At 58.9% G+C, this 25,377-nt stretch carries 24 protein-coding genes, 1 tRNA gene and 1 pseudogene; 17 read left to right on the forward strand and 9 right to left on the reverse strand.

What is annotated here, in order from left to right; all coding sequences use genetic code 11:
* Positions 1-94 precede the first annotated feature (94 nt).
* Positions 95-1,027 carry a site-specific DNA-methyltransferase gene (locus HUU60_00680; GenBank protein NUL81223.1) on the forward strand — a complete coding sequence of 311 codons (933 nt, stop codon included), beginning with the start codon at positions 95-97 and terminating at the stop codon, positions 1,025-1,027.
* Positions 1,024-1,611, forward strand: a complete 588-nt coding sequence (locus tag HUU60_00685; protein ID NUL81224.1) for an MjaI family restriction endonuclease — start codon at positions 1,024-1,026, stop codon at positions 1,609-1,611. Before HUU60_00680 ends, HUU60_00685 begins: the two co-directional genes overlap by 4 nt.
* A 100-nt stretch (positions 1,612-1,711) precedes the next feature.
* Here HUU60_00685 and HUU60_00690 read toward each other — a convergent pair whose 3' ends face one another.
* The 3 genes and pseudogenes from HUU60_00690 to HUU60_00700 all read right to left on the reverse strand — a co-directional run bounded on the left by HUU60_00690 (position 1,712) and on the right by HUU60_00700 (position 5,224).
* Positions 1,712-1,930 (reverse strand): hypothetical protein, encoded by a 219-nt coding sequence (locus HUU60_00690; protein ID NUL81225.1) that lies wholly within the window; start codon positions 1,928-1,930, stop codon positions 1,712-1,714.
* A 786-nt stretch (positions 1,931-2,716) separates the two neighbouring features.
* Positions 2,717-4,702: a prolyl oligopeptidase family serine peptidase gene (locus HUU60_00695; GenBank protein ID NUL81226.1), complete on the reverse strand. Its 1,986-nt coding sequence runs from the start codon at positions 4,700-4,702 to the stop codon at positions 2,717-2,719.
* Positions 4,598-5,224: pseudogene (locus HUU60_00700) on the reverse strand (hypothetical protein). The gene HUU60_00695 and the pseudogene HUU60_00700 overlap by 105 nt, the downstream one beginning before the upstream one ends.
* A 61-nt stretch (positions 5,225-5,285) precedes the next feature.
* Between HUU60_00700 and HUU60_00705 the strand changes: the two are divergent.
* From HUU60_00705 to HUU60_00715, 3 genes are read left to right on the forward strand one after another with little or no spacing between them, the layout of a single operon-like run.
* Complete coding sequence (locus tag HUU60_00705) at positions 5,286-8,393, forward strand: hypothetical protein (protein ID NUL81227.1); 3,108 nt, start codon at positions 5,286-5,288, stop codon at positions 8,391-8,393.
* A 2-nt stretch (positions 8,394-8,395) separates the two neighbouring features.
* Positions 8,396-8,848, forward strand: a complete 453-nt coding sequence (locus tag HUU60_00710; protein ID NUL81228.1) for a dTDP-4-dehydrorhamnose 3,5-epimerase family protein — start codon at positions 8,396-8,398, stop codon at positions 8,846-8,848.
* Positions 8,849-8,859: 11 nt separating this feature from the next.
* On the forward strand, positions 8,860-9,960 hold the full coding sequence (locus HUU60_00715; GenBank protein ID NUL81229.1) for a hypothetical protein: 1,101 nt from the start codon (positions 8,860-8,862) through the stop codon (positions 9,958-9,960).
* On the opposite strand, the gene HUU60_00720 is transcribed toward HUU60_00715, so the two are convergent.
* From HUU60_00720 to HUU60_00735, 4 genes are read right to left on the reverse strand one after another with little or no spacing between them, the layout of a single operon-like run.
* On the reverse strand, positions 9,957-10,880 hold the full coding sequence (locus HUU60_00720) for a Gfo/Idh/MocA family oxidoreductase (protein ID NUL81230.1): 924 nt from the start codon (positions 10,878-10,880) through the stop codon (positions 9,957-9,959). The genes HUU60_00715 and HUU60_00720 overlap by 4 nt on opposite strands.
* Positions 10,877-12,184: a nucleotide sugar dehydrogenase gene (locus HUU60_00725; protein NUL81231.1), complete on the reverse strand. Its 1,308-nt coding sequence runs from the start codon at positions 12,182-12,184 to the stop codon at positions 10,877-10,879. The genes HUU60_00720 and HUU60_00725 overlap by 4 nt, the downstream gene beginning before the upstream one ends.
* A gap of 5 nt (positions 12,185-12,189) precedes the next feature.
* Positions 12,190-13,320: an SLBB domain-containing protein gene (locus HUU60_00730; protein ID NUL81232.1), complete on the reverse strand. Its 1,131-nt coding sequence runs from the start codon at positions 13,318-13,320 to the stop codon at positions 12,190-12,192.
* Positions 13,317-15,101 (reverse strand): hypothetical protein, encoded by a 1,785-nt coding sequence (locus tag HUU60_00735; protein ID NUL81233.1) that lies wholly within the window; start codon positions 15,099-15,101, stop codon positions 13,317-13,319. The genes HUU60_00730 and HUU60_00735 overlap by 4 nt, the downstream gene beginning before the upstream one ends.
* 207 nt (positions 15,102-15,308) lie before the next feature.
* Here HUU60_00735 and HUU60_00740 point away from each other — a divergent pair, with 207 nt between their 5' ends.
* The 6 genes from HUU60_00740 to HUU60_00765 all read left to right on the forward strand — a co-directional run bounded on the left by HUU60_00740 (position 15,309) and on the right by HUU60_00765 (position 20,105).
* On the forward strand, positions 15,309-16,652 hold the full coding sequence (locus tag HUU60_00740) for a glutamate-5-semialdehyde dehydrogenase (GenBank protein ID NUL81234.1): 1,344 nt from the start codon (positions 15,309-15,311) through the stop codon (positions 16,650-16,652).
* Positions 16,649-17,215 (forward strand): nicotinate (nicotinamide) nucleotide adenylyltransferase, encoded by a 567-nt coding sequence (gene nadD / locus HUU60_00745; GenBank protein NUL81235.1) that lies wholly within the window; start codon positions 16,649-16,651, stop codon positions 17,213-17,215. Before HUU60_00740 ends, nadD begins: the two co-directional genes overlap by 4 nt.
* Positions 17,216-17,226: 11 nt before the next feature.
* Positions 17,227-17,577, forward strand: a complete 351-nt coding sequence (gene rsfS, locus HUU60_00750) for a ribosome silencing factor (protein NUL81236.1) — start codon at positions 17,227-17,229, stop codon at positions 17,575-17,577.
* A complete protein-coding gene (locus HUU60_00755; protein NUL81237.1) occupies positions 17,574-18,248 on the forward strand; it encodes a hypothetical protein in 675 nt (224 codons plus the stop codon). Before rsfS ends, HUU60_00755 begins: the two co-directional genes overlap by 4 nt.
* A 215-nt stretch (positions 18,249-18,463) precedes the next feature.
* Entirely contained in the window at positions 18,464-19,687 is a 1,224-nt protein-coding gene (locus HUU60_00760) for a cysteine desulfurase (protein ID NUL81238.1), read from the forward strand.
* Entirely contained in the window at positions 19,680-20,105 is a 426-nt protein-coding gene (locus HUU60_00765; protein NUL81239.1) for an SUF system NifU family Fe-S cluster assembly protein, read from the forward strand. The genes HUU60_00760 and HUU60_00765 overlap by 8 nt, the downstream gene beginning before the upstream one ends.
* 7 nt (positions 20,106-20,112) lie before the next feature.
* On the opposite strand, the gene HUU60_00770 is transcribed toward HUU60_00765, so the two are convergent.
* Positions 20,113-20,541 carry a hypothetical protein gene (locus HUU60_00770; protein NUL81240.1) on the reverse strand — a complete coding sequence of 143 codons (429 nt, stop codon included), beginning with the start codon at positions 20,539-20,541 and terminating at the stop codon, positions 20,113-20,115.
* 155 nt (positions 20,542-20,696) lie between these two features.
* Here HUU60_00770 and HUU60_00775 point away from each other — a divergent pair, with 155 nt between their 5' ends.
* The 5 genes from HUU60_00775 to HUU60_00795 all read left to right on the forward strand — a co-directional run bounded on the left by HUU60_00775 (position 20,697) and on the right by HUU60_00795 (position 24,329).
* Positions 20,697-21,311, forward strand: coding sequence for a sigma-70 family RNA polymerase sigma factor (locus tag HUU60_00775; GenBank protein ID NUL81241.1), 615 nt, complete (start codon positions 20,697-20,699; stop codon positions 21,309-21,311).
* Between the two features lies 1 nt (position 21,312).
* Positions 21,313-21,801 (forward strand): zf-HC2 domain-containing protein, encoded by a 489-nt coding sequence (locus HUU60_00780; GenBank protein ID NUL81242.1) that lies wholly within the window; start codon positions 21,313-21,315, stop codon positions 21,799-21,801.
* Positions 21,798-22,805: a hypothetical protein gene (locus tag HUU60_00785; GenBank protein ID NUL81243.1), complete on the forward strand. Its 1,008-nt coding sequence runs from the start codon at positions 21,798-21,800 to the stop codon at positions 22,803-22,805. The genes HUU60_00780 and HUU60_00785 overlap by 4 nt, the downstream gene beginning before the upstream one ends.
* Positions 22,806-22,837: 32 nt before the next feature.
* A tRNA-Ser gene (locus tag HUU60_00790) sits at positions 22,838-22,930 on the forward strand.
* A 19-nt stretch (positions 22,931-22,949) separates the two neighbouring features.
* Complete coding sequence (locus HUU60_00795; protein ID NUL81244.1) at positions 22,950-24,329, forward strand: PIG-L family deacetylase; 1,380 nt, start codon at positions 22,950-22,952, stop codon at positions 24,327-24,329.
* Here the strand turns inward: HUU60_00795 and HUU60_00800 are convergent.
* Positions 24,326-24,637, reverse strand: coding sequence for a hypothetical protein (locus HUU60_00800; GenBank protein ID NUL81245.1), 312 nt, complete (start codon positions 24,635-24,637; stop codon positions 24,326-24,328). The two genes, HUU60_00795 and HUU60_00800, sit on opposite strands and share 4 nt — an antisense overlap.
* Before the next feature lie 185 nt (positions 24,638-24,822).
* On the opposite strand from HUU60_00800, the gene HUU60_00805 reads away from it, so the two are divergent.
* A complete protein-coding gene (locus HUU60_00805; GenBank protein NUL81246.1) occupies positions 24,823-25,365 on the forward strand; it encodes a sigma-70 family RNA polymerase sigma factor in 543 nt (180 codons plus the stop codon).
* The last annotated feature ends 12 nt before the right edge of the window (positions 25,366-25,377 follow it).

A 25,377-nucleotide genomic window follows, 5' to 3' on the forward strand; every position in this document is an offset into this window, starting at 1 on the left:
ACGTATGCCTCGCTCAAATGCCGTTTCCGTCGCCAAACATACTGGCGAGTTGACCCCAACGTCCCATAAGGTCATCATAGCCGACTCCCGATGGATGACCGAGGTGCCGGACGAGTCGGTCCATCTCGTCGTCACGTCTCCGCCCTATTGGCAACTCAAGGATTACGGCCATGAAGACCAGATCGGGTTCGACGACACCTACGAGGACTATGTCAATAATCTAAACCTTGTCTGGGACGAGTGTCGGCGCGTCCTTCATCCGGGGTGTCGGCTTTGCGTGAACATCGGCGACCAGTTTGCCCGATCCGTGTATTACGGCCGGTACAAGGTCATACCCATTCGAACAGAGATCATCAAGTTCTGCGAGTCAATAGGGTTCGATTTCATGGGCTCGATCGTTTGGCGCAAAGTGACCACCACAAATACGACTGGGGGCGCGGTCATCATGGGTTCTTATCCCTATCCGCGCAATGGGATTCTGAAAATTGACTATGAGCATATCCTGCTGTTCAAAAAACTCGGCGAAGCTCCCAAGCCGACATTAGACCAAAAGCACGCATCAAAGCTCGCCGATGAAGAGTGGAACATCTACTTCTCAGGGCATTGGAACTTCCCAGGCGAACGCCAGGACAGGCACCTCGCAATGTTTCCCGAAGAACTTCCTCGCCGTTTGATCAAGATGTTCACGTTTATCGGAGAGACAGTTCTCGATCCATTCTTGGGTAGCGGGACGACCTCGCGCGCGGCCTACAATTTAGGGCGAAACTCGATTGGGTACGAAGTCAACCCAGAGTTCCTTCCGGTCATTCGTAGCAAGATATGTGGAAGAGACAACAACCTCTTCGAGGCCGCCTCCGAAATTGAGGTTTGCGAGCGTCGGGCTCATCCGGACAACCGGAAGGAGCGGCTCGCCGCGTTCCCGTACGTCTTTCAGGATTTTGTCAGGGTCGAAAAGCAGGTAGATCCTAGGACCCTCGACTTTGGGTCGAAAATCAGCGCCGATAGCAGGGGCGCCCGCGTCCGGTGAAGAAGCTCACGATCAGCAACCAGGAGATCGCGCGCCTGGTTGCCGGAGTGCCTGCTGACTTTCCAAAATACACAACGCAGTTGATCAATTTGGCGAATCAGAACGCTGGCGGCACGCGCCCAAAGGTGGTCGGCCAACTCTCCGACATGATCCAAGAATTCACCGGCAAGAGCCTTGCAGAGTGGCGAGACTTTTACCTTGAAAAGAAGCCTGTCGCGATGAAAGCGGCTGCCGACAAAATCTGGGCGATGATCCAGAATCTGAAGGTGGCGATAGAAAGGATCGACCGGAAGATGGTAGATGATTGGGTGTATGACCTAGTGATCGTCAAAACGTTTGTGGGGCTTCGTTTCCAGGAATCGATTTTGGCAAAGATCGCCAGCGAGGAGAATACGACCTATCGATTGGCGATGCCCGAAGAAGAGGCGCAGGGAATAGACGGATTCATCGGCGAGACGCCCGTTTCAATCAAGCCAGCGACGTATCGAACCAAAAACATGTTGCCCGAAGCGATCGATGTCCAGATGATTTTCTATGACAAGCAGAAGGATGGGCTTCGGATCGAATGGGAACCGTGGCAATGACTCCAATCCTTGTATAGATCGGGCTGTCTTGGCGTCCGTGGGCAGACCCATCGCTCGCGCCCTCTCCTTCCAGGCGACCGGCAGGCGCGGAGTCCCCAACCTACGGCACAGTCGTCACGCTCGCCACAGGCGACCAGTTGCCCGCCGGGTCGTCGCCGTCCAGGTACCGCATCCGGTACCGACGCACCTCCGGCTGGCCCGCGACCAGCGGCGCCCGCCCGTCCAAATAGGGAGAGAACCGATCCGTCCCCAGCGGCGTCCACTCCGTTTCCGAGCCCCGCTGACCCTCCATCAAAACCCCGTCCGAGCTCGACTTCACCCAGTTCTGCCGCACCTCGCTGTTCGGCTGCGCCACCGCCTCGAAGGTCGGATCGCCCAGCGGCGGCGGCCCGATCGGGCTCCCGATGGGCCCCTCGCTCAACAGCCGCTTCCACTCGGTCAAATCCTGCGAGTGCGTGCGGATCTGGTCCGTCCGATTGATGATTCAGAAAGTGGTCGCGATAGCCGTTCACGGCGGTCAAATCCCCCGCGACGATGCCCGCCTGCCCCACGCACACGTTCAACTTCAGCGCGAAGTTCTGCAGCCAAGTCAGCCGTTCGGTTTCGCGCACAGGCAACAAGATGGTATTCGTTCCTCCCCCGCGCGGTCTCGCCGCGGTGCGATGCCCAGGGAGCCTCGCGCGGGTCGACAGGATTCTACCTGTTCGCAATTTGGCGCGAACCGGCGGCCGCGCCCCCCTTCGGAACGCCCGGCTCCCGCCTAGCCCGATCTTTCGGCTCGCGGGGACGCTCGCCCTCCCGAAGCGATTCGCAAGCCTGCAAGCGGCCTCTCGCGATAATGTAGCACAATTTTGAGTACGAATCAGCCCCTGTGCGGGCAATAGACGGCCTGTGCAGGAGGCATAAGTACTCCTCAGCCTGGAGATGCGGCGTTTCGGCCCGCTTTTGGAGCGCCGCCCTTCCTTTGCCAGGCGGAAGCCTGGCGTTCCGTTTGCTGATTCCTCCACGCTTGCGGGCGCGGAGGGATCGTGGGATCGTGAGAGGCGGCGTTTAAGCCTGGAGGTACGGCGGATGCTCGGGCTGGGTTCATTGCTATTCTAGCCGATCAGTTTTCGGTGTTGCGATTAGTTTCTCCTGCCGCCCTCGGTTCTGCATTCCATAGCGATCGCACGAAGAAGTCCATCAGGCGGCGGCGGCCGTAGGGGGTGCCGTAGGTGCCGTGGCCGATGCCGGGCATGACCAGGAGTTCGAAGTCCTTATCGGCACGGATCAGGGCGTTGACGACCTGCATGGTGGAGGCCGGATCGACGTTGTTGTCCAGCTCGCCGACCATGAGGAGCAGTTTGCCTTGGAGTTTGGGCGCCAGGGTTACGTTGGATTGCTGGTCGTAGTGCTCGCCCAATGGGTAGCCCATCCATTGTTCGTTCCACCAGACTTTGTCCATGCGGTTGTCGTGGCAGCCGCAATCGGCGACGGCCGCTTTGTAGAAGTCGCCGTGCAGCAGCATTCCGCCCAGCGCGTTTTGTCCTCCGGCCGATCCGCCGTAGATGCCGACGCGGTTCAGGTCGATGCTGGGGTACTGCTGGGCGGCGGCGCGGAGCCATGCGATGCGGTCGGGAAATCCGGCGTCGGCCAGGTTTTTGAAGCAGACGTCGTGGAAGGCTTTGGAGCGGTTGGAGGTGCCCATGCCGTCGGCCTGCACGACGATGAAGCCGAGCTCGGCCAACGATTGGCGCATGTCGTTAATGGCAAAGTTTTTGCGCACGTGCGAACCTTGCGGTCCGGCGTAGACGTTCTCTATGACGGGATATTTTTTGGTAGGGTCGTGGTTCATGGGGAAGAAGAGGATGCCGTAGATGTCGGTTTGGCCGTCGCGGCCTTTGGCGACGAATCGGACGGGCGGCTTCCAGCCTTCGGCGATGAGTTCGGAGGCGTCTGCGCGTTCGATCTCCATGACGAGCGAGCCGTCGCTGGCGCGGCGCAGTTCGGTTACAGGGGGCAGATCGACTCGGGAGTAGACATCGAGCATCCATTGGCCGTTTGGAGAGTAGCTGACCGTGTGCGTGCCGTCGCCTTGGGTTAGGATGGTCAGGTTGGAGCCGTCAAAGTCGACCCGGCAGTAGTGAACGTGGTAGGGGTCTTGTGCGGGGTGGATGCCGCCCGCTCGAAACCAGATTTGGCGCTTTTCGGCATCGACGCGATCGACGCCGCGCACAACCCATTGGCCTTGGGTGATGGGGTTTTTCAGTTCGCCGGTCTTCATGTCGAACAGGTAGAGGTGGTTCCATCCGCTGCGCTCGCTCATCCAGACGATCTCTTCGGTGTCCCAAAGAAAGTGGCGGACGATCTTGTTGGTGTAGTCGATAAAGGTGTCGGTCTTTTCTTCGATGATCAGTTTGGATTGGCCGGTCTGCGCGTCTACGCGGACTACGCGCATCAGTTGGTGTCCGCGCTGGTTGTAGACGAGGATGAAGGATCGGGAGTCGGGCGCCCATTCCACTCTTCGGCTGGGCCAAGGGTTAGGGAAGAGCGAATCGTCGATTTCGATCAGTTCGCCGTCGCGCCATAGGACGGGTTTGGGATGGTCGAGGCGGTCGCCGGGTTTTTCATAGTCGAAAGTGCGGAGTTTGGGTTGGACTTGGTCGCGGGGGGAGGATTCGACGATGTGGATTTTGCGCTTTTCGCCCGGGGCGGTGCGAAAGAATACGGCGGATGCGGAGTTTGGAGACCAGAAGACGCCGCCTTCGTAGTAGCTGCTTTCGGAGCCATTGGTGGTAATGGGCGTTTCGTTGTCGCCGCGATTTAGGATGGCGTTGTGGTCGCGGAATGCGATTCGTTTGGAGCCGTCGGGGGATCGTCCTGCCCCGCCGCCCCCGCCCCCGCCTCTTGGGGCAGCTCTTGCAGGCGTTGAGCCATCGATGAGGGCGATTCTCGGTTCTGTGTCGGCTTGGAAGATGGCGAGGTAGTCGCCGTTGGGCTTTGCGATGGCCCATACATGGCCGGCATAGGTGTGCTGTCTGAAGGAATCGCCCGGGGCGATCTTGCTATAGGCGATGGCGGCTCCGGACTGTTCTAGCCAGAAAAGTTGGATTTCGAACGAGGCGGCGTTGACGAAGGTGACGAAGGTTTCTTCGCCGGTGCTGGCCGATGCTCTGGGCGCGGCGTCGGGATGCATAGGGGTCAGGCGGTCGCCGCCGCCTTCGACTTTGGTCAGCGAGTAGTCGGCGAGGTCGCAGCGCAGAGTTTCGGCTCCGACAGTCAGATCAACGGTCTTTAGGTCAGGCGCAAAGTCGATCTTCTCGATTGGGAGGCGTTTGGGATCGATCTCTTTTTGGAGGCGATCGGAAAGCGCTTTTGCGACGCGCTCGTGGTCAAACGCGGGCGCTTTGGTCGCCTTGGCGGCATCGACGAGGATGAACTGCTTTTCGCCGCCGGGCAGATTGAGCAGGTACCAAAAGCGGTCGCCGATCCAGTTGGCGCGCACGTCCGATCGGTAGACTTTGTTGGCAAACCGTCGCTGGAGGCTGTTGGCGCGGTCGTAGTCTTCTTTTGTGCCTTGAGCAAAGGCGGAGGCGCACAGAACGAGGCAAGATAGGGCTGCAGCTTTCATCATGCCGCTCTATTTCGGCGCGCGAGGCAGGAGTCCGCCTTAGTTTTGCCAAAGATATAGGGTGATGAAAGCGCTCTCGACTTTGACATTGGCATTGGGATTGATGATGGCGCAGGGTCAGAGCCTGCGAGCGGATCGGTCGGCGACCGTGGATTTGGCCAATGGGGCTGAGCGCGTAATCGCGCTGAACGTCTCTCCAGGCCATGTCTACTCGGTTACGGCGGCTGCGGTCGATCCGATGACGCTTGGCGGCGGGCACAAGTTGGGGTTTATCGCCTCGCCCAGCGTGTTCAACGTCGATCCGGCCGGGTTTGTGGCGCCCAGCGCGGCGGTGGTGGCTCAGTTGCTGGATTCCAAGGGCAACGAGGTCGTCAAGAAAGCGCTTTGGTGGGGCGATCCGTCGATCAGCGCGCCTTTTGCGCCGACGGGGGCGACTTATGCATTGCGATTGTTGGGGGTCGAGACGAAGGGGGCTCGGTTCAATGTTCGGCTCTCGCGATTGACGGCGACGCCCGAGGATTTGTATCGATTTGAGCATGAGCCGAACGACGATTGGCGGTCTGCAAATCCGATGCGCTTAGGATTAACGGTGTACGGTTCGAGCGACGATATCGAGTATCTGTACAACGTCGAAGAGGGCAAGACGGGTTGGGATTGGTTCAAGTTTGATTTTGACGGACCGGAGAAATTGGCCTACTTTGAGGTCGATCTGTTAGATCGGGATGTCATTTGCACGCTGAAGCTGTATCGGGCGAACGGGCAGGGCGAGATCGAGGAGTATCGTGAGGGCGCCGATCCGACCGAGATCAGGCACGACGACCAAGGGGACAACCTGCTGGCGTTCAAGTTTATTACTCGGGTCTTGAAGCCGGGCAGTTATCGGTTGGCGGTCCGGTCGAACCATCCCTCTTATGAGCTTCGCACCGCGTTGTACGATCCGCCGCCCTACACGGGCCAGGACCTGCCGGAGGCAGGGCGAAAGTCGGTGCGGCTGGCGGTGCGCTATCTGATGGACGGCGGGGACAGTTTTTTTCACAACACGCCTCGAAAGGGCGGGATACGGGTTCGTGCCGAGAATCAGACGGACGAGACGGAGCGATGTTTGACGTGCCATCCGGGGCATTTTACGACTTTCGCGACGCTCAGCGCCATTCAGCAGGGTTATCGCCCGGAGAATCGCCCGCAGTTTAAGTGGATGATGGACAAGGTGTACAACTCGATGGCGCCGTTCTACGGCCATCCGGACGCCTATTGGACGCGATTCGACTTAGCGCCGACGAACGGGGTCAGTCGCGTGGGGCACATGATTGCGCTGTACGAGCGTTATCTGAGCGGCCGCAGAACGGATGCGCCGACCAAAGCGGCCGGTTTTCCTGCGCTTGTGTACGACGCTCGGGATCGGTTGCCTCAGGATGGGCACGACGGCAACAAGAACAAGAACTTCGAGTTTGACGGCAATCGGCCCATATCGGACTTTCGGGTGGCGATGGACAGCTGGGTATCGATGACCGAGGCTTATCGACGCACGGGCGATCGAAAGTGGCAGGAGCGCGCTCAACATTTGGCGAGTTTGATCCGAACCGGGCGGCTGAAGGACACCGAAGATTATGTCGAGCAAGCCAAGTGGGCGATCTATCTTTCCGATCCTTCGCACGGATATGTAGATCATAAGAGCGGCATCTGGGACGACTTGATTCGAGAGAATCTGAAAGTCATTTTATCGAGGCGTCAAAGCGACGGCGGCTGGTTGACTGCGGAGTATCTGTCGAACGAACATTACACGGACGCGCCGAGGCAGGCCGCCAAGGTAAAGCCGGACGATCCGTCGCTGACTTTTATGACGGCTGAGGCGATCTATGTAATCGCCGCAGCGAAGAAGCATTTGGGCGAGATCAAACAGCCGGGCGATGTGTTGGACGATGCGAGCATTCGAGCGGCGGTCGAGCGGATTATCCAGCAGATGAATCGGTATGGGGCCTGGTTGGACCAGAAGGGCGAATTGTTCTTTACGCCCTATTTGGAGACGAAATGGGCGGTTGTGATGCTCAGTTATCTTTTTCCCGAGACTTTGGCGCGGGTTGAGACGCCCCGCGCTCCGAAAGAGACGATGGCGCTGATCGATTGGTTGGACGGGTTATGGGGGCCTCAAGCGGATCCTGTTTTGGGCAGCGTGAGTCGGTCGATCGGGCATTTGAATCCTTACGTCCGGCGGAAGGCGATCGAGGCGGTTGGCAAGATGTTTTGCGATGCGCCGGACGCAGAGCCTGCCAAGCGATTCGTGAGGCCGTTGGTTCAGGCGCTTTCGGACAACGACAAGGCGACCTCATTGGCGGCTGCATGGTCGCTTAGGCAGTTAGCGAACATAGGCGTCGGATTGCCGGAGATTGAGGCCGCGCTGAGTTCGAAGAGCGCCGTGGAAAGGCGAGGGGCGGCCAGGGTCTTTCAGCGGTTTTTCTATCGCCTGACGGATCAGAAAGAGATTGCGGAGCAGTTTTGTAAACTGGCGGACGATCCCGATCCGATGGTGCAGATTGCGGCGCTGCAAACGTTGTGGCGATGGTGGTATCGAACGAGCGATGTTGCGCTGAAGCGAAACATGCAGCAGGCGATCGTCCGGGCATCCAGTCGATCTGAGCCGTTGGTGAGGCTGAACGTTGCGCAGGCCGTGCACAACATTCTGGACGAGAATACGGTGCAGTTTCACGACAACTGGCTGCGCGTAATAGCCCGGCAAGAGGACAAGGAGATCGCTCGACAAGCGCGATTGACGAATGTGGAGCGGACGTTAGCATTGGATTTGGCTTCGGGGCTTGGCGCGAACGATGCTTCGGCGCACGAGACCTTGACTATGGCTTTTACTTATCACTTTTTGCGCGGCGGTGTGGGCAACGATTACGACTTTTTGACATTTTACGATCCGGAGGCGGCCAGGACGCTGGCGGAGGCGCTGTTGCCGTTGCTCGATTCTCCCAGCGCGACGGCTCGGTATGGAGCGACCCGCGCAGCCATGGCGGTGCGAACGGCTAAAAGCGACCGATTGGTAGCGAAGCTATTAGAGCGGTTGAGGGATAGCGATGCGAATGTGAGAAGTTCGGCGCTGGCGTCGCTGCAACACGGGGCTTTTCCGACCGACTACACCAACGACCGAGCGGCCACTGGAGCGCAGAATTGACGATCGAGGGCGTCAGCCTTCATCCGTTGAAGCCTTATGCGGACGAGCGGGGCTTTTTGATGGAACTTTTGCGAAGCGACGATCCGCATTTTCAAAAGTTTGGCCAGGCCTATATATCGCTCAACTATCCGGGCGTGATTCGGGCGTGGCACTGGCACGATCGGCAGACGGACTATTGGGTGGTTGCAAGCGGCATGGTGAAGGCGGCGATGTACGATCGTCGAGAGGGATCGCCCACGTTTGGAAAGGTTCAAGAGGCGTTTTTGGGAGAGAACAACCGGTCGCTGTTGGTCATCCCGCCCGGAGTGGCGCATGGGTACAAGACTATTGGGGATAAGCCGTCTCTGCTCATCAATTTTCCGACCGAAGTTTACAATCGCGATCAGCCGGACGAACTGCGGCTGCCGTACGATTCGCCGGAGATACCGTACGATTGGTCGATCAGGATGGGATAAAGGAGGCAGAGATGCGGTTAGTCGCGTTTATGTTGGTTTTGGGCGTTTGGGTCGGCTTTGCGGACGACATCTCGCTTTTTGGAAGCGGGAACAGGGGTATGGGCGGCGCTGGGTTGGCGATCATTCGCGATCCCTCCTCGCAACAGTTTGTCAATCCGGCGGCGGCGGCTTACAATCGGTCGTTTCGGTTGGGCGCCGGCAATTTTGATCTGCAGGCGGAAGGGGCGGGATTTAGGCGCCTTTTGGACGAGATCACGATCAAGCGGGGATCGCCGGTCGATTTATCGCAAATGGGACGGGTCTCGAGGCTTTTTGCGTCAGAGGATTCGCGAATCTTCTTGACGGGCGATTTGGGCCTAACGGTGAGCGGCGTAACGGTGAGCGCGGGAGTCGTCGGCGAGGTGAGGTTTTTGCCCAATGCCGACCTTAGGGCTTGGGCGGCACAAAGCGGCAATCCGGCGGACTTGGGCAATGCGACCTTCCCCAATCCGCGAGGCGATTCGATCGCGCTGACGGCTGTCAGCCTGCCCGACGTAACCGCCGGTATCGCCATGCCAGCAGGATCAGGAAACATGGCGCTGGGCGCTCGAGTGCGGGCGATGCGGGTCTTCTATGCGCATTACATTGCAACAACGGCTGATCTGCAGGCGGGTAGCGGCGGAACGCTTGCGCCGGAGATGGGCGGCAATCGGTTTTTGGAGAAAAGCACGACCTCGGTCGATTTTGGCGCGCTGTTCCATCCCAATGGGGACGATAGCATCGCCTATGCGATCGTTGTGGAAAATCTCATCGAGCCGGATGCGAACTTTGCGGCGACGGATACTCAGGGTCAAGCGATCAATGTGTTTCCGTTCAAGCGCTCGGTGCATTTGGGATCGGCGATGCGATTGCCGACCGGCGCATGGTTGGCCGCCGATCTGATCGATGTCGGCAACGAGACCCAGCGACAAGAGCTGAGGCTGGGCGTGGAGCAGCCGTTCGGGTTTGGGCTTTATGGGCGCGCGGGCTACGCTTCCAAGACGGGATGGACGGTGGGCTTGGGCGCATTCGGGTTTAACCTTGCCTTTGCCAAGAAGCTTCCTTTTCAGGTATCGCGCTCGTTGAGGTTTTAGTCGCCTGCCGCTTCGAGCGCCTGTATGACGGCCAGGCCGTTGTTGCCGTCTGCGATGGGCGATCGGCCTTCTCGGATGCTACCGATGAAGTCTTGAATCTCTAACTTGAGCGGTTCGCCCGAGCCTTTGAAAAGCATTTCGGCGCCTTGATCGTTCTGCGTCAGGCTTCGCTCGAAGAACTTCTTGTGGAGCGTTACGGTCTGCTCGAGTTCGTCGTAGACGATGATGCCCTTGTCGCCGATCAGCGTGCTGCGTCGGCGGCGCTCGGGCCAGAGCCAAGAACAGTGCAAGTGGGACTGAGCGCCGTTTTCGAACGCCATGTGGAGATAGCAGTCATCCTCGATTTCAGGCTGGACGATCTTGTCGCCGACAAAGGTCGTTTCGGTTACTTTGGACCCGATTAGATGCAGGGCGACCGCCACGTCGTGCACGCCGATGCTCCAAAGCACGTTTTCGACGTCTCGGATTCGGCCTAGGTTCAGCCGTTCTTGGTGGAGCGCCCAGAGTTTTCCAATGCGGCCTTCGCGGACGTATTGGGCGATTTTTTGGACGGCGGGCTGATAGAGCAGCAGATGGCCGACGGCCAGGACGCGATTTGCGGCTTGAGCGGCCTCGACGATCGCTCCGGCCTCCTTGCTGGAGAGCGCCATCGGCTTTTCGACCAGGACGTGTTTGCCTGCCGAGATTGCGTCGATGGCGATAGCGGCATGGCTTTCGGGCGGGGTGGCGATCACGACGCCGTCGATTCCGTCGTTCAGCATGGCTCTATAATCTTCGTGGACGGGGGCGTCGAACAGCGATTGGATCGCGATGCGCCGTTCCATGGAGGCATCGGCCACGCCGCCTAAGGCGTCCAACTCGTGCAAAGTGCGAACGATGTTCTGTCCCCACTGGCCGGCGCCTATCACTCCAATCTTCATAGTAGCGCGATCCTTTCTCGATTTTCTGTAACTTGACGGGTCGCGTTGCGGGTGTCCAGCACGGCGCGGGATTGCCGAACTAAATCTGTCCAATTAATGTAACTGTGGTCGGTGGCGATGATCGCGAGGTCGTAGGTTTCCAGCGCTTCCAGCGGTCGGGAGCGATGCTCGACGCCATCGACCTCGATGCAGGGCACGTAGTCGTCGTGATAATCGACACGGGCGCCGTCTTTCAGCATCAGGCGAAAGACCTCATAGGCGGGCGATTCGCGCCAATCGCCCAAGTCGCGCTTGTAGGCCATGCCGACGACTAGAACTCTAGCTTTGGACGGGGCGACTCCGAGCCGATTGAGGACTCTTTGAGCTTTGTCTCTTACGAACTCTGGCATCTTGCGATTGATCTCTCCGGCCAGGGCGATAAAGTGGGTGTTGAAATTGAACTCTTTGGCCTTCCATTCTAAGTAGTGCGGATCGATAGGAATGCAATGGCCGCCAACGCCCGGACCGGGGTAGAAGGGCATGATGCCGAACGGTTTGGTGAAGGCGGCGTCCAGCACTTCCCAGACATTGAGGTTCATGCGGTCGCAGAGCAGGGCCAGTTCGTTGACCAGCGCAATGTTGACCGCACGGAAGGTGTTTTCGAAGACCTTGACCATTTCTGCGGCGCGGGCGCTGGAGACGGGGGCAATCTTTTCAATCGTCTGGCGATAGAATGAGACGGCGACTTCCAAAGAGTTCGGTCCGGCGCCGCCGACCACTTTGCTGGTGTTTTTGGTGCTGTAGCGCTTGTTGCCCGGGTCGACGCGCTCGGGGGAGTGGGCCAGGTAGAAATCAGCGTCGGTCTTTAGTCCGCCGCGCTCTAAGATGGGCTTCATCACCTCTTCGGTGGTGCCCGGATAGGTGGTCGATTCGAGGCTGATCAGTTGATGGGGCTGAAGGCGTTTGGCTATCTCTTGAGTTACGTTTCGCACGTATTGCAGGTCGGGCGCCAGGTTGTGGGTGAGCGGCGTTGGCACAGCGATTACGATCACATCCAACTCTTCCGCATCATCGAAAGTGGTCTGCGCGCGAATGCGGCCCTCGGAGGTCAGGGCTCGCAGCTCGCGATCGTCCACATCGGGGATATAGTTGTCGCCACGGTTTACCGCGTCGCATCGTTCTTGGCTCATCTCGATGCCCAATACGCTGTAGCCGACTTTGGCTTTTTCGACGGCGAAGGGCAGGCCGACATAGCCCAATCCAACCACGCCCACTTTGGCGGATTTGTCTTCTATTTTTTGCAGCAGTGTTTCTTTGGTTCTCATAAAAACTATCGAAAGGCGTTGAACAGGCCGGACGCCCATACGATGCCGACGCCTTGAAGCGTGGCCATCACGGTACCAAAATCGATCGCGTTGGTCTCTCTGATGACGATCACATCGCCGTCGCGAACGGGCATGTTGTGCTCGAGATGGCCTTGTAGAGCTAGGTCGAGCCGTACTTTTTCGGTTTCCAGGGTGTCGTTTCTCAATCGCATGACGCGCACGTCGGAGAGTTTGGCGCGTCGCTCGGGGCCTCCTGCCAGGCCCAGCGCGTCAGTTATGCGGAACGGCCTTCCGTCTGGGATGAGAAAACTGCCAGGGCTTTTGACATGGCCCAAAACGGCGATGCGCGATCGGTTCATGGGTATGACGAGCACGTCGTTGTTCTGAAGCGTCATGTTGGCGCCCGGCTGGCCCTCGATGAGGGCGCGATAGGCGTCGGTGGGGATCGTATCGCCCGAACGATAGATGACGGTTCGAGTGAGCGCGGCGTCGTTGGTGTATCCGCCGGCCGTAGTGATCGCCTCGACAATGCCCGAGCCAACGTCCAAGTCATAATCTTTGGGAGCGTTGACCTGGCCGGTAACGTAGACGCGGATGGTCTCTTTGAGCTGTACGCTGACGTTGTCGCCGGGTTCTAGGGAGAGGTTGGCCGAGTTTTCGCCGCGAAGGAGAATGGCGACCAGATCGACCTTCTGAGGCGCTTGGTTTTTACGGATTAAGAGCGTTTCTGCACGGGCCGCGGGGATTTTGAGCCCGCCTGCTTGTGCGATGGCTTCGGAGATGCGCCAGCCCGGCTGGAACTTGTAGTTGCCGGGCGTGTTCACCTCGCCGTTAACGAAGACGGGCAATGGGCGTCCTTCGAGTATAGAAACGTAGACATCGGGGTTGCGGAGTCGCTTTGAGAGCGCTTCGCGGAGTTGTTCGGTCAGTTCGGCGATGGTCAGGCCTTTGGCCATTAACTCGCCTGCGCCAGGGAACACGACCTTGCCGTCGGCCGGTATCTGGAATTCGCCGCTGAACTGCTCGTGGCGAAGAACCGTAACGCGAATCTTGTCTTCGACATCCAGACGATAGGGGGTCAGTTGCGTCCAGCCGACCGTCCAGAGGAGGCCGATTGCCAGTGCGATCGATCTCATGTTCTTGCCTCGTTTCGCGATGGATGTACGAGCGCAACTCCCAAGAGCCTTGGATGGAGCCAGCGCGCCAGATCGAGCGCCGGGTCGGAGACTTCGCGTCCGACCGTTGCCAGCAAGATGATTCGGTCAGCCGCCATCAATCGCTCGGTGCTGTCTGGGTCGGTCAGCGAGATGGAGGAACGAACGACCAGACCATTGATCGGCGCTATCTCGGTCGATGTGGAGAGGCTTCCGTTCAGGCCGTTGGCGCCTTCTTGCACGGCGCGGGCGATCTCTTCGGTGGCGGAGGTCGGTTCCAGGGGAGCAACCAGCGCATAATGCCAGGATTGGCCGCCGCCTAAGGCTGCAAAGGCATGGAAAATGGGTTGGACTGCGGTCTGGTCTCGCGAGCCGTTGATCTCCATAATCACTGGAACTCCTAAGAGACGCTCTGCAGACCAACGATCGACGATTCGTCGGTCGTTCGATTCCATCAAATAGGCGGCCATTATTCCGAGCATGAGGCCGACGAGCAGCGCAAGGGCGAGAGATAGCACAGGCCGCGGGTAGATCTGAGTGTCGGGGATTGCCGCTTGCTCGACGGGCACCAGATTCACGCGCCCGGTCATCTTTTGCACTCGGGTTTGCTCGAACAGGGCGACCTTTTGAGCCCAGACTTGCTGCGCGGCCTCTTGCTGTCTCAGCAGCGCTCGATAGTCGCGCAGGGCGGTCGGCGCCGCTCCTAACTGCGCCGTAACTTGGCTGAGCGATTCGTTGAGTCGGCTCAACAGGCCTTGGTGCGTATCGACTTCGACTTTGGCTTGTAGGTACCGCTCTAGCTGGGCTTTGCGAATGGCGTTCGGCGCGACCGATTCCGCGGTAACGGCAAACCTGCCATCGACCGTGCGTTTGATAAAGTCGTCAATCTGCCGTTGGGCGCCTGCGATTTCGGCGTCAATGGCTTTGATCTCTGGCGCATCGGGTTGAAAGTCCTCCAGCATTCCGGCTCGCTTGGCCATGAGAGCGGCCATATTGGTGGAGAGCCCCTGAATCTCTGGAGGGATGCCCATCGACATGCCGGTAACTTCGTTTTCGGGCTGTTTGGCGATTTGGGCTTCTAGCGCGGCTTGCTCTCGAAGAAAGCCTCGAAGTTTGGCGTTGATGTCGATGGACTGATTGACGATGTTGGCGTGGCGATCGATGAGGGATTGGATCCATTCCTCCGGCGCCGCGGCGCCCGGTTGGGTCGAGTTCACTTTGGCCAAGAAGTCAGCCAGGTCTCGGTCGACAGCTTCGAGTTCGCGCTGCTTGTCGTCCATCTCTTTTTTGTATCGATTGATAAAGAGGTCGGGGTTTGCTTCTTGCAGTTCGCGAGTGCGCTTTAGGTAAGAATCGGTAACGGCGTTGGCCAGATCGGCAGCGATCTTGGGGTCGTTGTCCTGTGCTCGAAAGTCGACGATGTCGGAGCCTTTGACGCGCACGGGGCTAAAGCGCTTTGAGAACTTCTTGAGGGGCTCATCGGGCGCGAACTGCTTGCGAACCGGCTCCAATACGCTGGGCGTAACCATCACGACCAGCTCGGTATCGACCGACGTATCGACGCCGACGCCCAAGATGGAGCCGACGTTCGTTTGCGGCGTTCCAGCGGGCTTTTCGACCAGTAGGCGAGTAAACGATTCGTAAACGGGCGGAATTCGGGAGAGCGCCAGCAGAGTCAGCCCCATGCAAAGCAGAGCCGCGCCCAGAATCAACGGCCAGCGACGGCGCAAGAGACGTCCAAGGAGCGGTAGACCGATCTGCATTGTCAAGTTAGTCCTGTTCGGAACATCGAATTATACCTATACGCCCGGCTGGAGGGGACTTTCGTCCTGATTTGCTTTTCGCCAGGAACCCCATGTGCGTAACGGCGTATCTATTGGTGTAGAGTCTCGGTCAGACATGGCCGAAAATGGTTTAGTCGATGCCCGCTTGCGCGTTACGGTTTCGAATCGTCATATTACGATTGAGTTATGGACGAAAGAAGAAGAACGGTCTCGCTTGCCGAGCCTATCGCTGGGGAAGACGTCTCGATGAACGGCCATGATGCCGAGCATCCGGTCGACGATTCGGCTCTTACCTACGAGCAGACGATTCAAAACTCCAGACGGGCCGCGTATCAGATGGCCAAGCTTCCCGCTGCCGTTCGACAGACTGCGCTATTGCACATGGCCGAAGTGCTGCTGGAGAACGAAGAACTGATCCTTGAGGCTAATCGCGACGACGCGCAGGCAGCCGTTCAATCGGGCTATACCGAGACCGAGCTTTCCGCGACCGAACTCGATTCGACCCTGTTGCGCCAGATCGCAAGAGGGGTTAGAGAGATAGCCGCTTCATCGGATCCTCTGGGCGAAGTGATCGGCGGCTGGACGGCTCCGAACGGCGCTAAGATTGTGAAGACAAGGGCGCCGATTGGCACAATCGGCGTGTTGTTTCAGGAGCGGCCTCACGTGGCAGTTACGGCGGCGGCGCTTTGTCTTAAGTCCGGCAACTCTGTTGTGATGGCGGGTTGTGGCCATTCGTTCACTACCAGTCTTGCGTTGAGCCGGATCATGCGGCAGGCCGCCGAGACGTGCGGCATCCCCTCCCACGCCATTCAGTTTATCGAAGATTCGTCGCCGGAGACCGCGCGCGCGCTCACTCGGGCGTTTGGCCTGATCGACGCGATCATTCCTCAAGGCGACGAGGCTTGGGTGCTCGACATTATCGAAAACAGCTTGGTGCCGGTGATTGCCACCGTCGGGTCGCGCTGCCACCTCTATGTGCACGAGGATGCGAATCTGGACGTAGCCTCTCGATTGCTGGCTATGTCGGCGTTCAGTGAGCCGGGCGCCTCGAACGGCGTTTGCAGACTGCTCTTGCATCGCAAGATCGCAAAGACGTTTGCCGAAGAGTACTTAACCGCGATGGCCGAACAGGGGCTGACCTTTCGGGCGTGCCCTGAGAGCGCTAAACTGCTTCCTATGGCAGAGGAACTGACCATTGTTTCCGAGCTGAGCGGCGATCCGATGGGTCTGGACGTGGTTATTGTCAAGGACATCGACCAGGCTATTCAAATGATTAATCAGAGCGGCGGTCGGAGCGCAGAGGCGATCGTTGCCGAGAGCGCAAAGGCGATCGACCGGTTTTCTAACGAAGTAGACGCCGCCTGCATTTGCGTCAACGCCTCTACTCGGCTTTCGAACGGTTACGACTTTGGTTTCGGCGTGGATGCGGGCGTCAGCACGCAGAAGCTTCATGCGCGCGGCCCGTTGTCGCCTTTGGACCTCACCACGCACAAGTACATCGTCTATGGCGATGGCTGTATGCTGGAATGAGACTTGGCATACTCGGAGGCAGCTTCGACCCGCCCCATTTTGGCCATTTGCGCATGGCTCAAGAAGCCGCCGATCAGTTCGAATTGAATAGGGTTCTCTTTATTCCGTGCCTGCAGTCTCCGTTCAAAGGCGAAGAAGCAAAACATACGGCCCAACATCGACTGGCCATGATCCGATTGGCGACGGAGGACAATCCCTGTTTTCAGGTTGACGAACGCGAGCTGAATCGTCCGGCTCCTTCGTACACGATCGATACGCTCGAATCGCTACGCGAGGAACATCCAGAGGCGAAACTCTATCTAATCGTTGGAGCCGACTCCTACTTGGGATTGGACAAATGGCATCGGGCAGAGGAGATTCGAACGCTAGCATCGGTGGTCGTTGCGCCGCGGGCAGGTCCGGCGCTCGAGTTAAGCTCGGGGGATTTGCTTTTAGACGCTCCTGCGCTTGCCATATCCTCATCGCAGATCCGCCTGAAGTTGGGCCAATATCTGAGCGTTCGCTACTTGATGCCCGATCGAGTGATAGAATATATCGAACAGGAGGGACTATATCGCACTTAGCGCAAAAATGCATGGAAACCGAAACAAAGCTTAAGCTGGCGCTGGAGGCCGCAGACGAGGCCAAGGCGATCGATGTCGCGTCGATCGATCTGAAGGGGAAAACGACGATTACCGACCACTTTGTAATCTGTACCGGGACGTCCGATGTGCACGTTCGTTCGGTCGCCGAGAAGATTCAAGAGAAATTGAAGGCCAGCGGCGAGCGGGCGTTGCGCGTCGAAGGCTTCGAATCGGCGGTCTGGGTGCTGTTAGATTTTGGCGATGTGGTGGTGCACGTGATGCGCGAGGAGCCGCGCAAGCGATACGACATTGAGACGTTTTGGGCCAACGCGCCCAGCATCGAAAACGCGCGATCGAGATGAACGACGAGTTGACCGTGGCGCGGGCTGAAGCCGACAAGCTGATTTCTCAGGCGAACGTGCTGCGTCTGCGCGGCCAGATCGCTGCGGCGTTGGACCTCTGCGAGCAGGCGGTTAAGGTCGATCCTGAGTGCGCGGCGGCTTGGGAGATGTTGGGGGATATGCGCCAAGAGGCGGGTCGGATGGAAGAAGCGAAGAGCGCCTATGAGAAGGCGACCGCGATCGAGCCGGGCCGGGTGTCTGCGGAACGGAAGTTCGCGGAATGCACGCTCGCTCTGGCAAACCTAAAGATGCAGCAAGACGAATGGAAGCGCATGGTCGAGGGCGGCGAGAAGATCTACATGCCCAAGCGCAACCAAGGGATTGCCCTATTGCTGAGCGCGCTGATGCCGGGATTGGGGCAGATTTATAACGGAGAGTTTGTCAAAGCGGGCGCGCTGATGGGGCTTACGATGATCGGCTGGATCGTGATTTTTGCTTCGCCGGATGGCGGGCACGTGGTGCAGAACATGCTGAAGCTCTTTTTTGCGCCTCCGGGCAGCGTTTCTGGTGTGGGCATGAGCCCCTTGATCGTCTCGACGCTCTTGTCGGTGATCGCGCTCTATTTTTATGGGTTGTTGGACGCGGTCTATCGCGCGGGCGCTCACAATCGGGCTTTAGAGAAGGGCGTGTAAAAAAAAAGGGGTCCGTCTTGGACCCCTTCTTAGAGGGAGGTTGGGTTAAACAAGGCTGTGCGGTCTGTCGCTGCGACCGTCGGCGTGCTTTTGGCCTCGCCGCACGAGCGCAGTCTTGGCTAAAGTATACGACTGCCTTGAGCGAATCCCTGCCTGTTACTTCTACCGGTTTCCGTCGTCGCGGTCGCCGTGCCATAATTTAGCCAGGCTAAACAATGAAGACGATGCCCTTTAGTCCGACGCAGATTAGGCGGCAGTTCCCCTTCTTTCGCGAGGGCGGGCGCGACTTAGCCTATCTGGACAGCGCGGCGACCGCTCAGAAGCCGGACGCCGTGTTAGACGCGATGCGGGACTTCTATGCCAACGACTATGCCAACGTGCATCGGGGGGCGTATGGCTTGGCAGCACGGGCGACAGAGCGGTTCGAGAGTGCTCGCACGAAGGTCGCACAATTCTTAGGAGCCCAGCCGAACGAGATCGTCTTTACCAAGGGCACGACCGAAGCGGTCAATCTTGTTGCGAACTCTTGGGGGGAGCAGAACATAAAGTCGGGCGACGAGATCGTCGTCTCAGAGATGGAGCACCATGCGAACATCTTGCCCTGGCAAAGGCTGGCCGAACGAAAGGGAGCCAGGCTGACCGTATGGCCGATCGAGGACGACGGCGCGCTCAATCCGAAACGATTGAAAGATTTGTTAACGGACAGAACGCGGCTCATTGCCGTTACCCATGTCTCTAATGTATTGGGCACGATCAACCCGATTCGGGAGATTTGCTCGATCGGGCATGGCGCACATGCTGCGGTATTTGTGGACGGGGCGCAGGCCGTGCCGAAAATGGCGGTCGACGTTGGGGAATTGGGTTGCGATTTTTATGCTTTCTCAGGGCACAAGTTGTACGGTCCGACGGGCGTTGGAGCGCTCTTTGTAAAGAGACCCATACTTGAATCGATGTCTCCGTGGCAAGTGGGCGGGGGCACCATCTTCGACGTATCTTGGGACAAGACGATCTATTGCGATCCGCCGTATTTGTTCGAGGCTGGAACGCCGCCCATAGCAGAGGCGGTCGGATTGGGCGCGGCTATCGATTATTTGAACGAGATCGGCATGGCGGCGATCGAAGAGACGGAGCGCGAAACGACGGAGTACGCGCTGGGCGCATTGCGGCAGATTGCCGGTTTGACGCTTTTTGGCCCGGATCGGCGGGCAGGCGTTTTCGCGTTCACGCTTGGCGATGTGCATCCGCACGACATCGCGACGATTTTGGACGGTTGCGGCGTTGCCATTCGCGCCGGGCATCATTGCGCGCATCCGCTGGCCAAACGGTTGGGCGCTCCTTCGACAGCGCGCGCTTCCATCGGCGTTTATACGGATCGCGATCACATCGATGCGCTGATCAAAGGGCTGCAGCGCGTTCGCGAGGTTTTCAAGCTTGCCTGACGAGCTCTTTCAAGACGTTATTCTAAGACATTATCGACAGCCGAGCGGTCGAGGAAGACTGAGAGAGCCGACGCACACCGCCTCGCAATTCAATCCTCTTTGCGGCGACGAGATCACGATCGATTTGCGGCTGATGGACGGTTCGATCGAGGACATTCGGTTCGAATCGGAAGGATGTTCGATCTGTCAGGCATCGGCTTCGATCATGGTCGAACGGGTCAAGGGTCAAACGGTCGAAGTCGCTGAAGGCTTGATCGCTTTGACGAAGAAGTTGGTGATCGGCGATGCGGAAGCCGAGGGGGATCTGAGCGCGCTAGGGGCTTTGCGAAAGCATCCCGGACGTCAAAAGTGCGGCTTAATGGCGTGGGAGGCTTTGGAGGCAGCGCTTCAGGGCGCCCCAAACGTCGAGGCGCCCTAATTGAGAGTTAGTCGATTTCGCCGCGCGGAGGCATCGGCCGGTCGTCCGGCAGGGTCTCCGTCGCTTCGGTCTTCAAGGTCGTCGCGTTCAATCGATGGATCTTGTTGCCGCGCAGGATGTACAGGTTGTTGCCGCTGACGGCCATTTGGGCTGGTCCGCCGCCCATCTGTCCCATCATCGGTTGGGGCGCCATTGGCGCATTGAAGCCGGGTCCGCCGGGGCCGCGACCGGGCAGTCCGGGTTGGCCGGGCTGGGGTCCGGGGCCGCCCGGCTGCAGTCCGCCGGGTCGAGGCTGAAAGCCTCCAGGCGGCTGCTCCAATGTCGGAGCCGAGTCGTTAGGCGTCTCTTGCGCGTTTAGGTAGCCGACAGAGGCAAACGCCGTTAGCGCCAAAAAGGCCACCGCGGTCGCCGCCCATATCGTTGCTCGTTTCATCATCTTGTTTTCTCCCTGGTGCCGAATTTCTGCCCGCTCTTGGCGAACAGATAGTCGATTGACGACAGCGATGCCGAAAAGTTCGCCAGTTTTCCGATCCTGTTAGAATTGAGGGCGAACTTTTCGCTCGAATCGCCGTCTTAAAGGATAGGTGATGATTGGTGGAGGCTGTGCAGAAACTAGAGCTCTTTGGCAGCGGCGCTGAGACGAACGACGTCGAGGCGGCCCTGGTTGCGCGCTGCCGCCGGCAAGATTCTGCCGCGTACGATCTGATCGTGCGGGAATACAGCGACCGCGTTTACAACTATGTGAGGCGGATGGTCAACCATCCGCAGGACGCCGAGGATTTGGCGCAAGAGACCTTTGTGAGGGCCTTGACCAGCATATCCCGGTTTGACGGTCGCAGCCGGATCAGCACTTGGCTCTTTCGGATCGCGACCAATCTTTGCATCGATTATCATCGAGCAAAGAAGCGAAAGCCGGACGCCGCGCCGCTCGTTTGGGAAGAGGATGAGCGCGAGCACGAATATGCGGACGAAAAGCCCGGTCCGGTCGAACAGTTGTTGGAGCGCGAGATGGCCGATCTGGTCGATTGCGCGATCCAATCGTTGTCGCCGAAGTTGAGAACGACCCTGCTGTTGGTGGATGTGGAAGGATTGAGTTATGAAGAGGTCGCAACAGCGACTAGGACGCCCGTCGGCACGGTCAAGAGCCGGCTTTTTATGGCGCGGAACGCGGTGAAGAAGCAATTGGAAGGCTATCGAGGAGTTTGAGATGACGAATTGCAAGCGCGAGAAATGGGTTTGGTCGGTCGTGGACGGTCAGTTGAGCGAGCGCGAGGAGCGCGAGTTCTTGGGCCATGCCGAGGAGTGCGAAGTCTGCCGTTTTGCGCTCGATGCCGCCTACAGGACCCGCGACGCCTTGCGATCTAGCCATCGGTATGCCGCACCGACCGACTTTGGCGCCAAGACGCTGGAGCGCATCTCTCATCAACTGGCTCGCAAACCATCGATTTGGCAACGGACGACGGCGCTTTTTAGAAGGCCGACCATCGCGCTCAGCTCGGTCGCCGCGTTCGCGCTAGTGGCCTACTTAGGCGCGCGACCCTTCTTGTCGATCCCTGAAGACGGCGGCCCCAGCCAGCAGGCCGCTCAGAGCTATGCCGAGCAGTGCCTGACCGCCCACGAGCAGTTAGGCATCGAGACGGCATTCGATCCGACCGTATCCTACATCGTAACATCGGGGTATACCAGCCAGCAATGAAGTCGATCATGGCTTTGCTCAGTCTCTTGTTGACGTTCTCTCTCGCTTTCGGCCAGGACGCCGAGGGGAGGGAGATTCTTCGTCGCGCGATGGAGGCGGACAGGACGCAGTCTTTCGAGGGCGTTCGTTCCACCGAAGTCGGGATGGGCGACCGACGAATGCGTACTGAAGAACGCATCTGGAGAGCGGGCGCCCGAGCAACGCGCATTGAGATCGTGGCGCCTCCGCCGAGGCGGGGCGAGGTCATGCTTTATGCCAATGGCCGATTTCAGCACTACTTTCCTGCACAGAGGCGCGTTGAGGAACGCCCCGCGCCGCCCGAGATCATCGGTCGTCTTCAGAACATTGTGGGCCAGGTGCGTCAGCACGGTTTTAGGCCAGCGATCGTCGGCGAGGAGACGATTGCCGGCCGGCGATGCGTCGTGGTCGCGCTCAACCCGCCTCCAAGAAGGCCCAATCCGCCTGGTCGACCGGCTCCAATGGCCATGGTCGCTCAAAAGTTGTGGATCGACAAGGAAACGGGGTTGATGTTGAAGCACGAAGCCGCTAACGACGGGATGGGACGACGATTCGCGATGGAGTTCTCTAGAGTGAATCTGAAGCCGAACTTCTCGCGCGACATTTTCGAACTGGATGTGCCTCCCGGCACGGAGCGCGTCAAGAGCGGTCCGGGTCGGTTCGATTCGATCGAAGAGGCTCAGTCCGCCGTGCGATTTCGGATCAAGCGATTGCGCATGATTCGTAGCGAGCAGGTCGATGGCGTCTTCATCATGCCTGCGCCGGAAGGGCCGATCGTTGCCACGCGATTTAAGATCGAAGGCAAGCCGATCACCTTCTTCCAAACCTTGAGGGGCGACCGAATGCCTCCGCCACAATTGCCGCCTCACGAGCGAGAGGGCAAGAACGCTCACTTTTGGGAGAGGGACGGCTACTGGTTTGGCCTGGTGGCCGACCGAAGCGTGCCTCAACAGAGGCTCGTGAGAATGGCCGAACAAGTCGACTGACCGCCCGATGCTGTATAATATCGCCGCGGCCAGGAGCGGTGTCCGAGCGGCCGAAGGAACTCGACTGGAAATCGAGTAGCCTCCCAAAAGGAGGCTCGAGGGTTCGAATCCCTCCCGCTCCGCCATTTTTCATTTAACCATCCGATGCGATCGCGATTCAAGAAACTGCTTGGGCTTTCGGCGCTGTGTCTCTGCTCCTATTTTGCCGTTACGACGCTCCTCTTTACGATGCAGGCAAAGCGATCGGCGCTGACCCAAACGATGGACGATTTGCCGATCTTGCCCGCGCCTAAGGCTTCCAGTCGTCCCCTGATCATCGCTCCCCATCCGGACGACGAGACCTTGGGCTGCGGGGGATTGCTGGCTATGGCGACGTCGGTCGGCGCCGACGCGAGAATCCTTTTCTTGACAGATGGGGACGGCTATTCGGCGCCGGCGATGTTTTTGGCCGGCCAGCCGCCCAGCCCTGAGGATTATAGAGAGCTCGGACAGGTGCGCCGACGAGAAGCCCAGGCTGCCGCGCGAGAACTCGGCCTGCAATCGTCGCAGGTCCGTTTTTTGGGCATGCCGGACCGGGGTTTGATGGCGATGGCTCAATCGGGCAAAGAGTACGTATCGCCTTACACTCAGCTGGATCAATACGCCGGAAGGCCGTACCGGCTCGGCGCGATGATCGAAGCGGTGGCGGCCGTCATTGTGGATTATGGGCCGACAGAGGTCTACACGACCCATCCGCTAGACGATCATGCCGATCATGTCGCTGCGGCGTTCGTTGTCGAAGAAGCGATGCGACGGGTCAAGTCGCGCGGTTTGCTGGATCAGGAATGCCGAATGATCTACTACATTGTTCACCGGGGCGATTGGCCGCAACCGATGGGCCATCATCCGGAGCTTTCGCTGTTGCCGCCCAAGGCCATGGTCGATGCGGGATACCAGTGGGCCAAGCTGCCCTTGACGCCAGAGGCTCTGGCCGCAAAGGAGGCCGCGCTCAAGCGGCATCAGTCTCAAAGAACGGTGTCGGGCAAATTTCTAAACAGCTTTGTCCGGCGGAACGAACTGTTCGTGCTGCCAGAAGCGGAACCGCCCAAACTGCCTGCTTTGAACAGCGTCATCGATGGGAATCCGGACGAACCGGTGCGCCTTGTGCACCAGGATCCTTCGGACGACGATGCCGCGAGGCGTTTGCAGCCGGGCGCCGACATTTGCGAGGTGTATGCCGGGCGCGACAAGCGCGGGTTCTACATATCGGTCAAGGCGCGCGGCGACATGGGGCCGCAGTGCCAGATGCGAGTCGATCTGATCGCCTTTGACGCTAGGGGCAACGAAACGCGCACGACGCACACCTTTTCGGCGTTGCAGACGGTGCGACGGAAGAACGGCGTTCGCGCGGCCAGCAGGGGACAGTGGTTCGAAGCGCGCATTCCGATTTCGACCAAGCCTGGGCAGGCTCTCTATCTTCAGTTAAGTTCGCAGATCGTTGGCGTCAAGGTCGATCAGTCGGGGTTTGTCCGTCTGCCCGATTAGGCGCGAGCGTTGGCGATGTTGCCTGCCAGCACGCCGCCGCACCAGACGGTGATGTAGAGGAAGATCGTCAGACGGAGCCAGCGGATCGAATAGGCCGCGTCGCGCTGACGATACCATTCGGCAAAGCCGACGGCTAAGGCGACCGTGAAGCCCTTGATTCCAAAGAACATTGCCCAGCTGTGCTGCAGCGCCATGTTCATCAACGGGTTGGCCTCGGTCGCCATGCCGCCTTCGATCAGCCAATAGGTGCTGATCGCGTCCAGCGCGCAAATAAGAATGAGGCCGATGCTCTCCTTTAGCATACTCATCGATAACGCTCCCTGTGCGCCCGGTCGGCGCCCACGAACGTACAGCCCGTCTTATGCCAGCCAAGCCTGATGCGCAGAAAACCGTCAATGCAACGGGCTAAACTTGCCAGGTATGCTTATCCGGGCGACACTTTATTCCGTCGCGCCCGTCTAAACCAGACAGGCACGGATGCCGCCCGCTAAGCATGGAGGACCGGAGGGTCGAATTTGAAGCCTTGGTCGCTGCCTACGAGCGGCGCATCTATAACGTGCTGTTGAGAATGGTGAGCGACCCAGAGGAGGCGGCGGACCTGACGCAAGAGACGTTTGTGAAGGCCTACAAGAGTTTCGATCGGTTTCGCGCAGAATCTCAGCCCTATACATGGATCTATCGGATTGCGGTCAACTCGGCCAAGGACAGCCTCAACAGTCGAAAGAGGCGACATGCGAAGGAGATCGAGACCTCGCGGTTGGAGGCCTCAATGCCCCTTTCGGCCTGGGAGCCGACGGACCAGAGCGAGTCGCCGGACGAAAGGCTGTTGAGGCAGGAGTTGAGCGCGCAGATCGAGCGAGCGATCGATCAAATGCCGACCGACTATCGAGAGGTCATCATCTTAAGAGAGTATCAAGGCCTGTCGTACGAGCAGGTCGCCGAGGCGCTGGATACGACGCTTGAATCGGTTCGTAGCCGATTGGCGCGCGCCCGAGCATGGCTTAGGCAACGGCTTTCGTCGTATATCGAGCCTTAGCCAAAACGAGGA

Source organism: Armatimonadota bacterium (assembly GCA_013359125.1).
Lineage (GTDB): Bacteria > Armatimonadota > Fimbriimonadia > Fimbriimonadales > GBS-DC > JABWCR01.

Excerpts from the sequence above, each read along its gene's own strand:
- HUU60_00735 (NUL81233.1), bottom strand. The coding sequence starts at position 15,101 with ATGCAGATCGGTCTACCGCTCCTTGGACGTCTCTTGCGCCGTCGCTGG.
- nadD (NUL81235.1), top strand. The coding sequence starts at position 16,649 with ATGAGACTTGGCATACTCGGAGGCAGCTTCGACCCGCCCCATTTTGGC.
- HUU60_00785 (NUL81243.1), top strand. The coding sequence starts at position 21,798 with ATGAAGTCGATCATGGCTTTGCTCAGTCTCTTGTTGACGTTCTCTCTC.
- HUU60_00780 (NUL81242.1), top strand. The coding sequence starts at position 21,313 with ATGACGAATTGCAAGCGCGAGAAATGGGTTTGGTCGGTCGTGGACGGT.
- HUU60_00715 (NUL81229.1), top strand. The coding sequence starts at position 8,860 with ATGCGGTTAGTCGCGTTTATGTTGGTTTTGGGCGTTTGGGTCGGCTTT.
- HUU60_00760 (NUL81238.1), top strand. The coding sequence starts at position 18,464 with ATGAAGACGATGCCCTTTAGTCCGACGCAGATTAGGCGGCAGTTCCCC.
- HUU60_00755 (NUL81237.1), top strand. The coding sequence starts at position 17,574 with ATGAACGACGAGTTGACCGTGGCGCGGGCTGAAGCCGACAAGCTGATT.
- HUU60_00770 (NUL81240.1), bottom strand. The coding sequence starts at position 20,541 with ATGATGAAACGAGCAACGATATGGGCGGCGACCGCGGTGGCCTTTTTG.
- HUU60_00725 (NUL81231.1), bottom strand. The coding sequence starts at position 12,184 with ATGAGAACCAAAGAAACACTGCTGCAAAAAATAGAAGACAAATCCGCC.
- HUU60_00740 (NUL81234.1), top strand. The coding sequence starts at position 15,309 with ATGGACGAAAGAAGAAGAACGGTCTCGCTTGCCGAGCCTATCGCTGGG.
- HUU60_00800 (NUL81245.1), bottom strand. The coding sequence starts at position 24,637 with ATGAGTATGCTAAAGGAGAGCATCGGCCTCATTCTTATTTGCGCGCTG.
- HUU60_00680 (NUL81223.1), top strand. The coding sequence starts at position 95 with ATGACCGAGGTGCCGGACGAGTCGGTCCATCTCGTCGTCACGTCTCCG.
- HUU60_00720 (NUL81230.1), bottom strand. The coding sequence starts at position 10,880 with ATGAAGATTGGAGTGATAGGCGCCGGCCAGTGGGGACAGAACATCGTT.
- HUU60_00730 (NUL81232.1), bottom strand. The coding sequence starts at position 13,320 with ATGAGATCGATCGCACTGGCAATCGGCCTCCTCTGGACGGTCGGCTGG.
- HUU60_00805 (NUL81246.1), top strand. The coding sequence starts at position 24,823 with ATGGAGGACCGGAGGGTCGAATTTGAAGCCTTGGTCGCTGCCTACGAG.
- HUU60_00795 (NUL81244.1), top strand. The coding sequence starts at position 22,950 with ATGCGATCGCGATTCAAGAAACTGCTTGGGCTTTCGGCGCTGTGTCTC.
- rsfS (NUL81236.1), top strand. The coding sequence starts at position 17,227 with ATGGAAACCGAAACAAAGCTTAAGCTGGCGCTGGAGGCCGCAGACGAG.
- HUU60_00705 (NUL81227.1), top strand. The coding sequence starts at position 5,286 with ATGAAAGCGCTCTCGACTTTGACATTGGCATTGGGATTGATGATGGCG.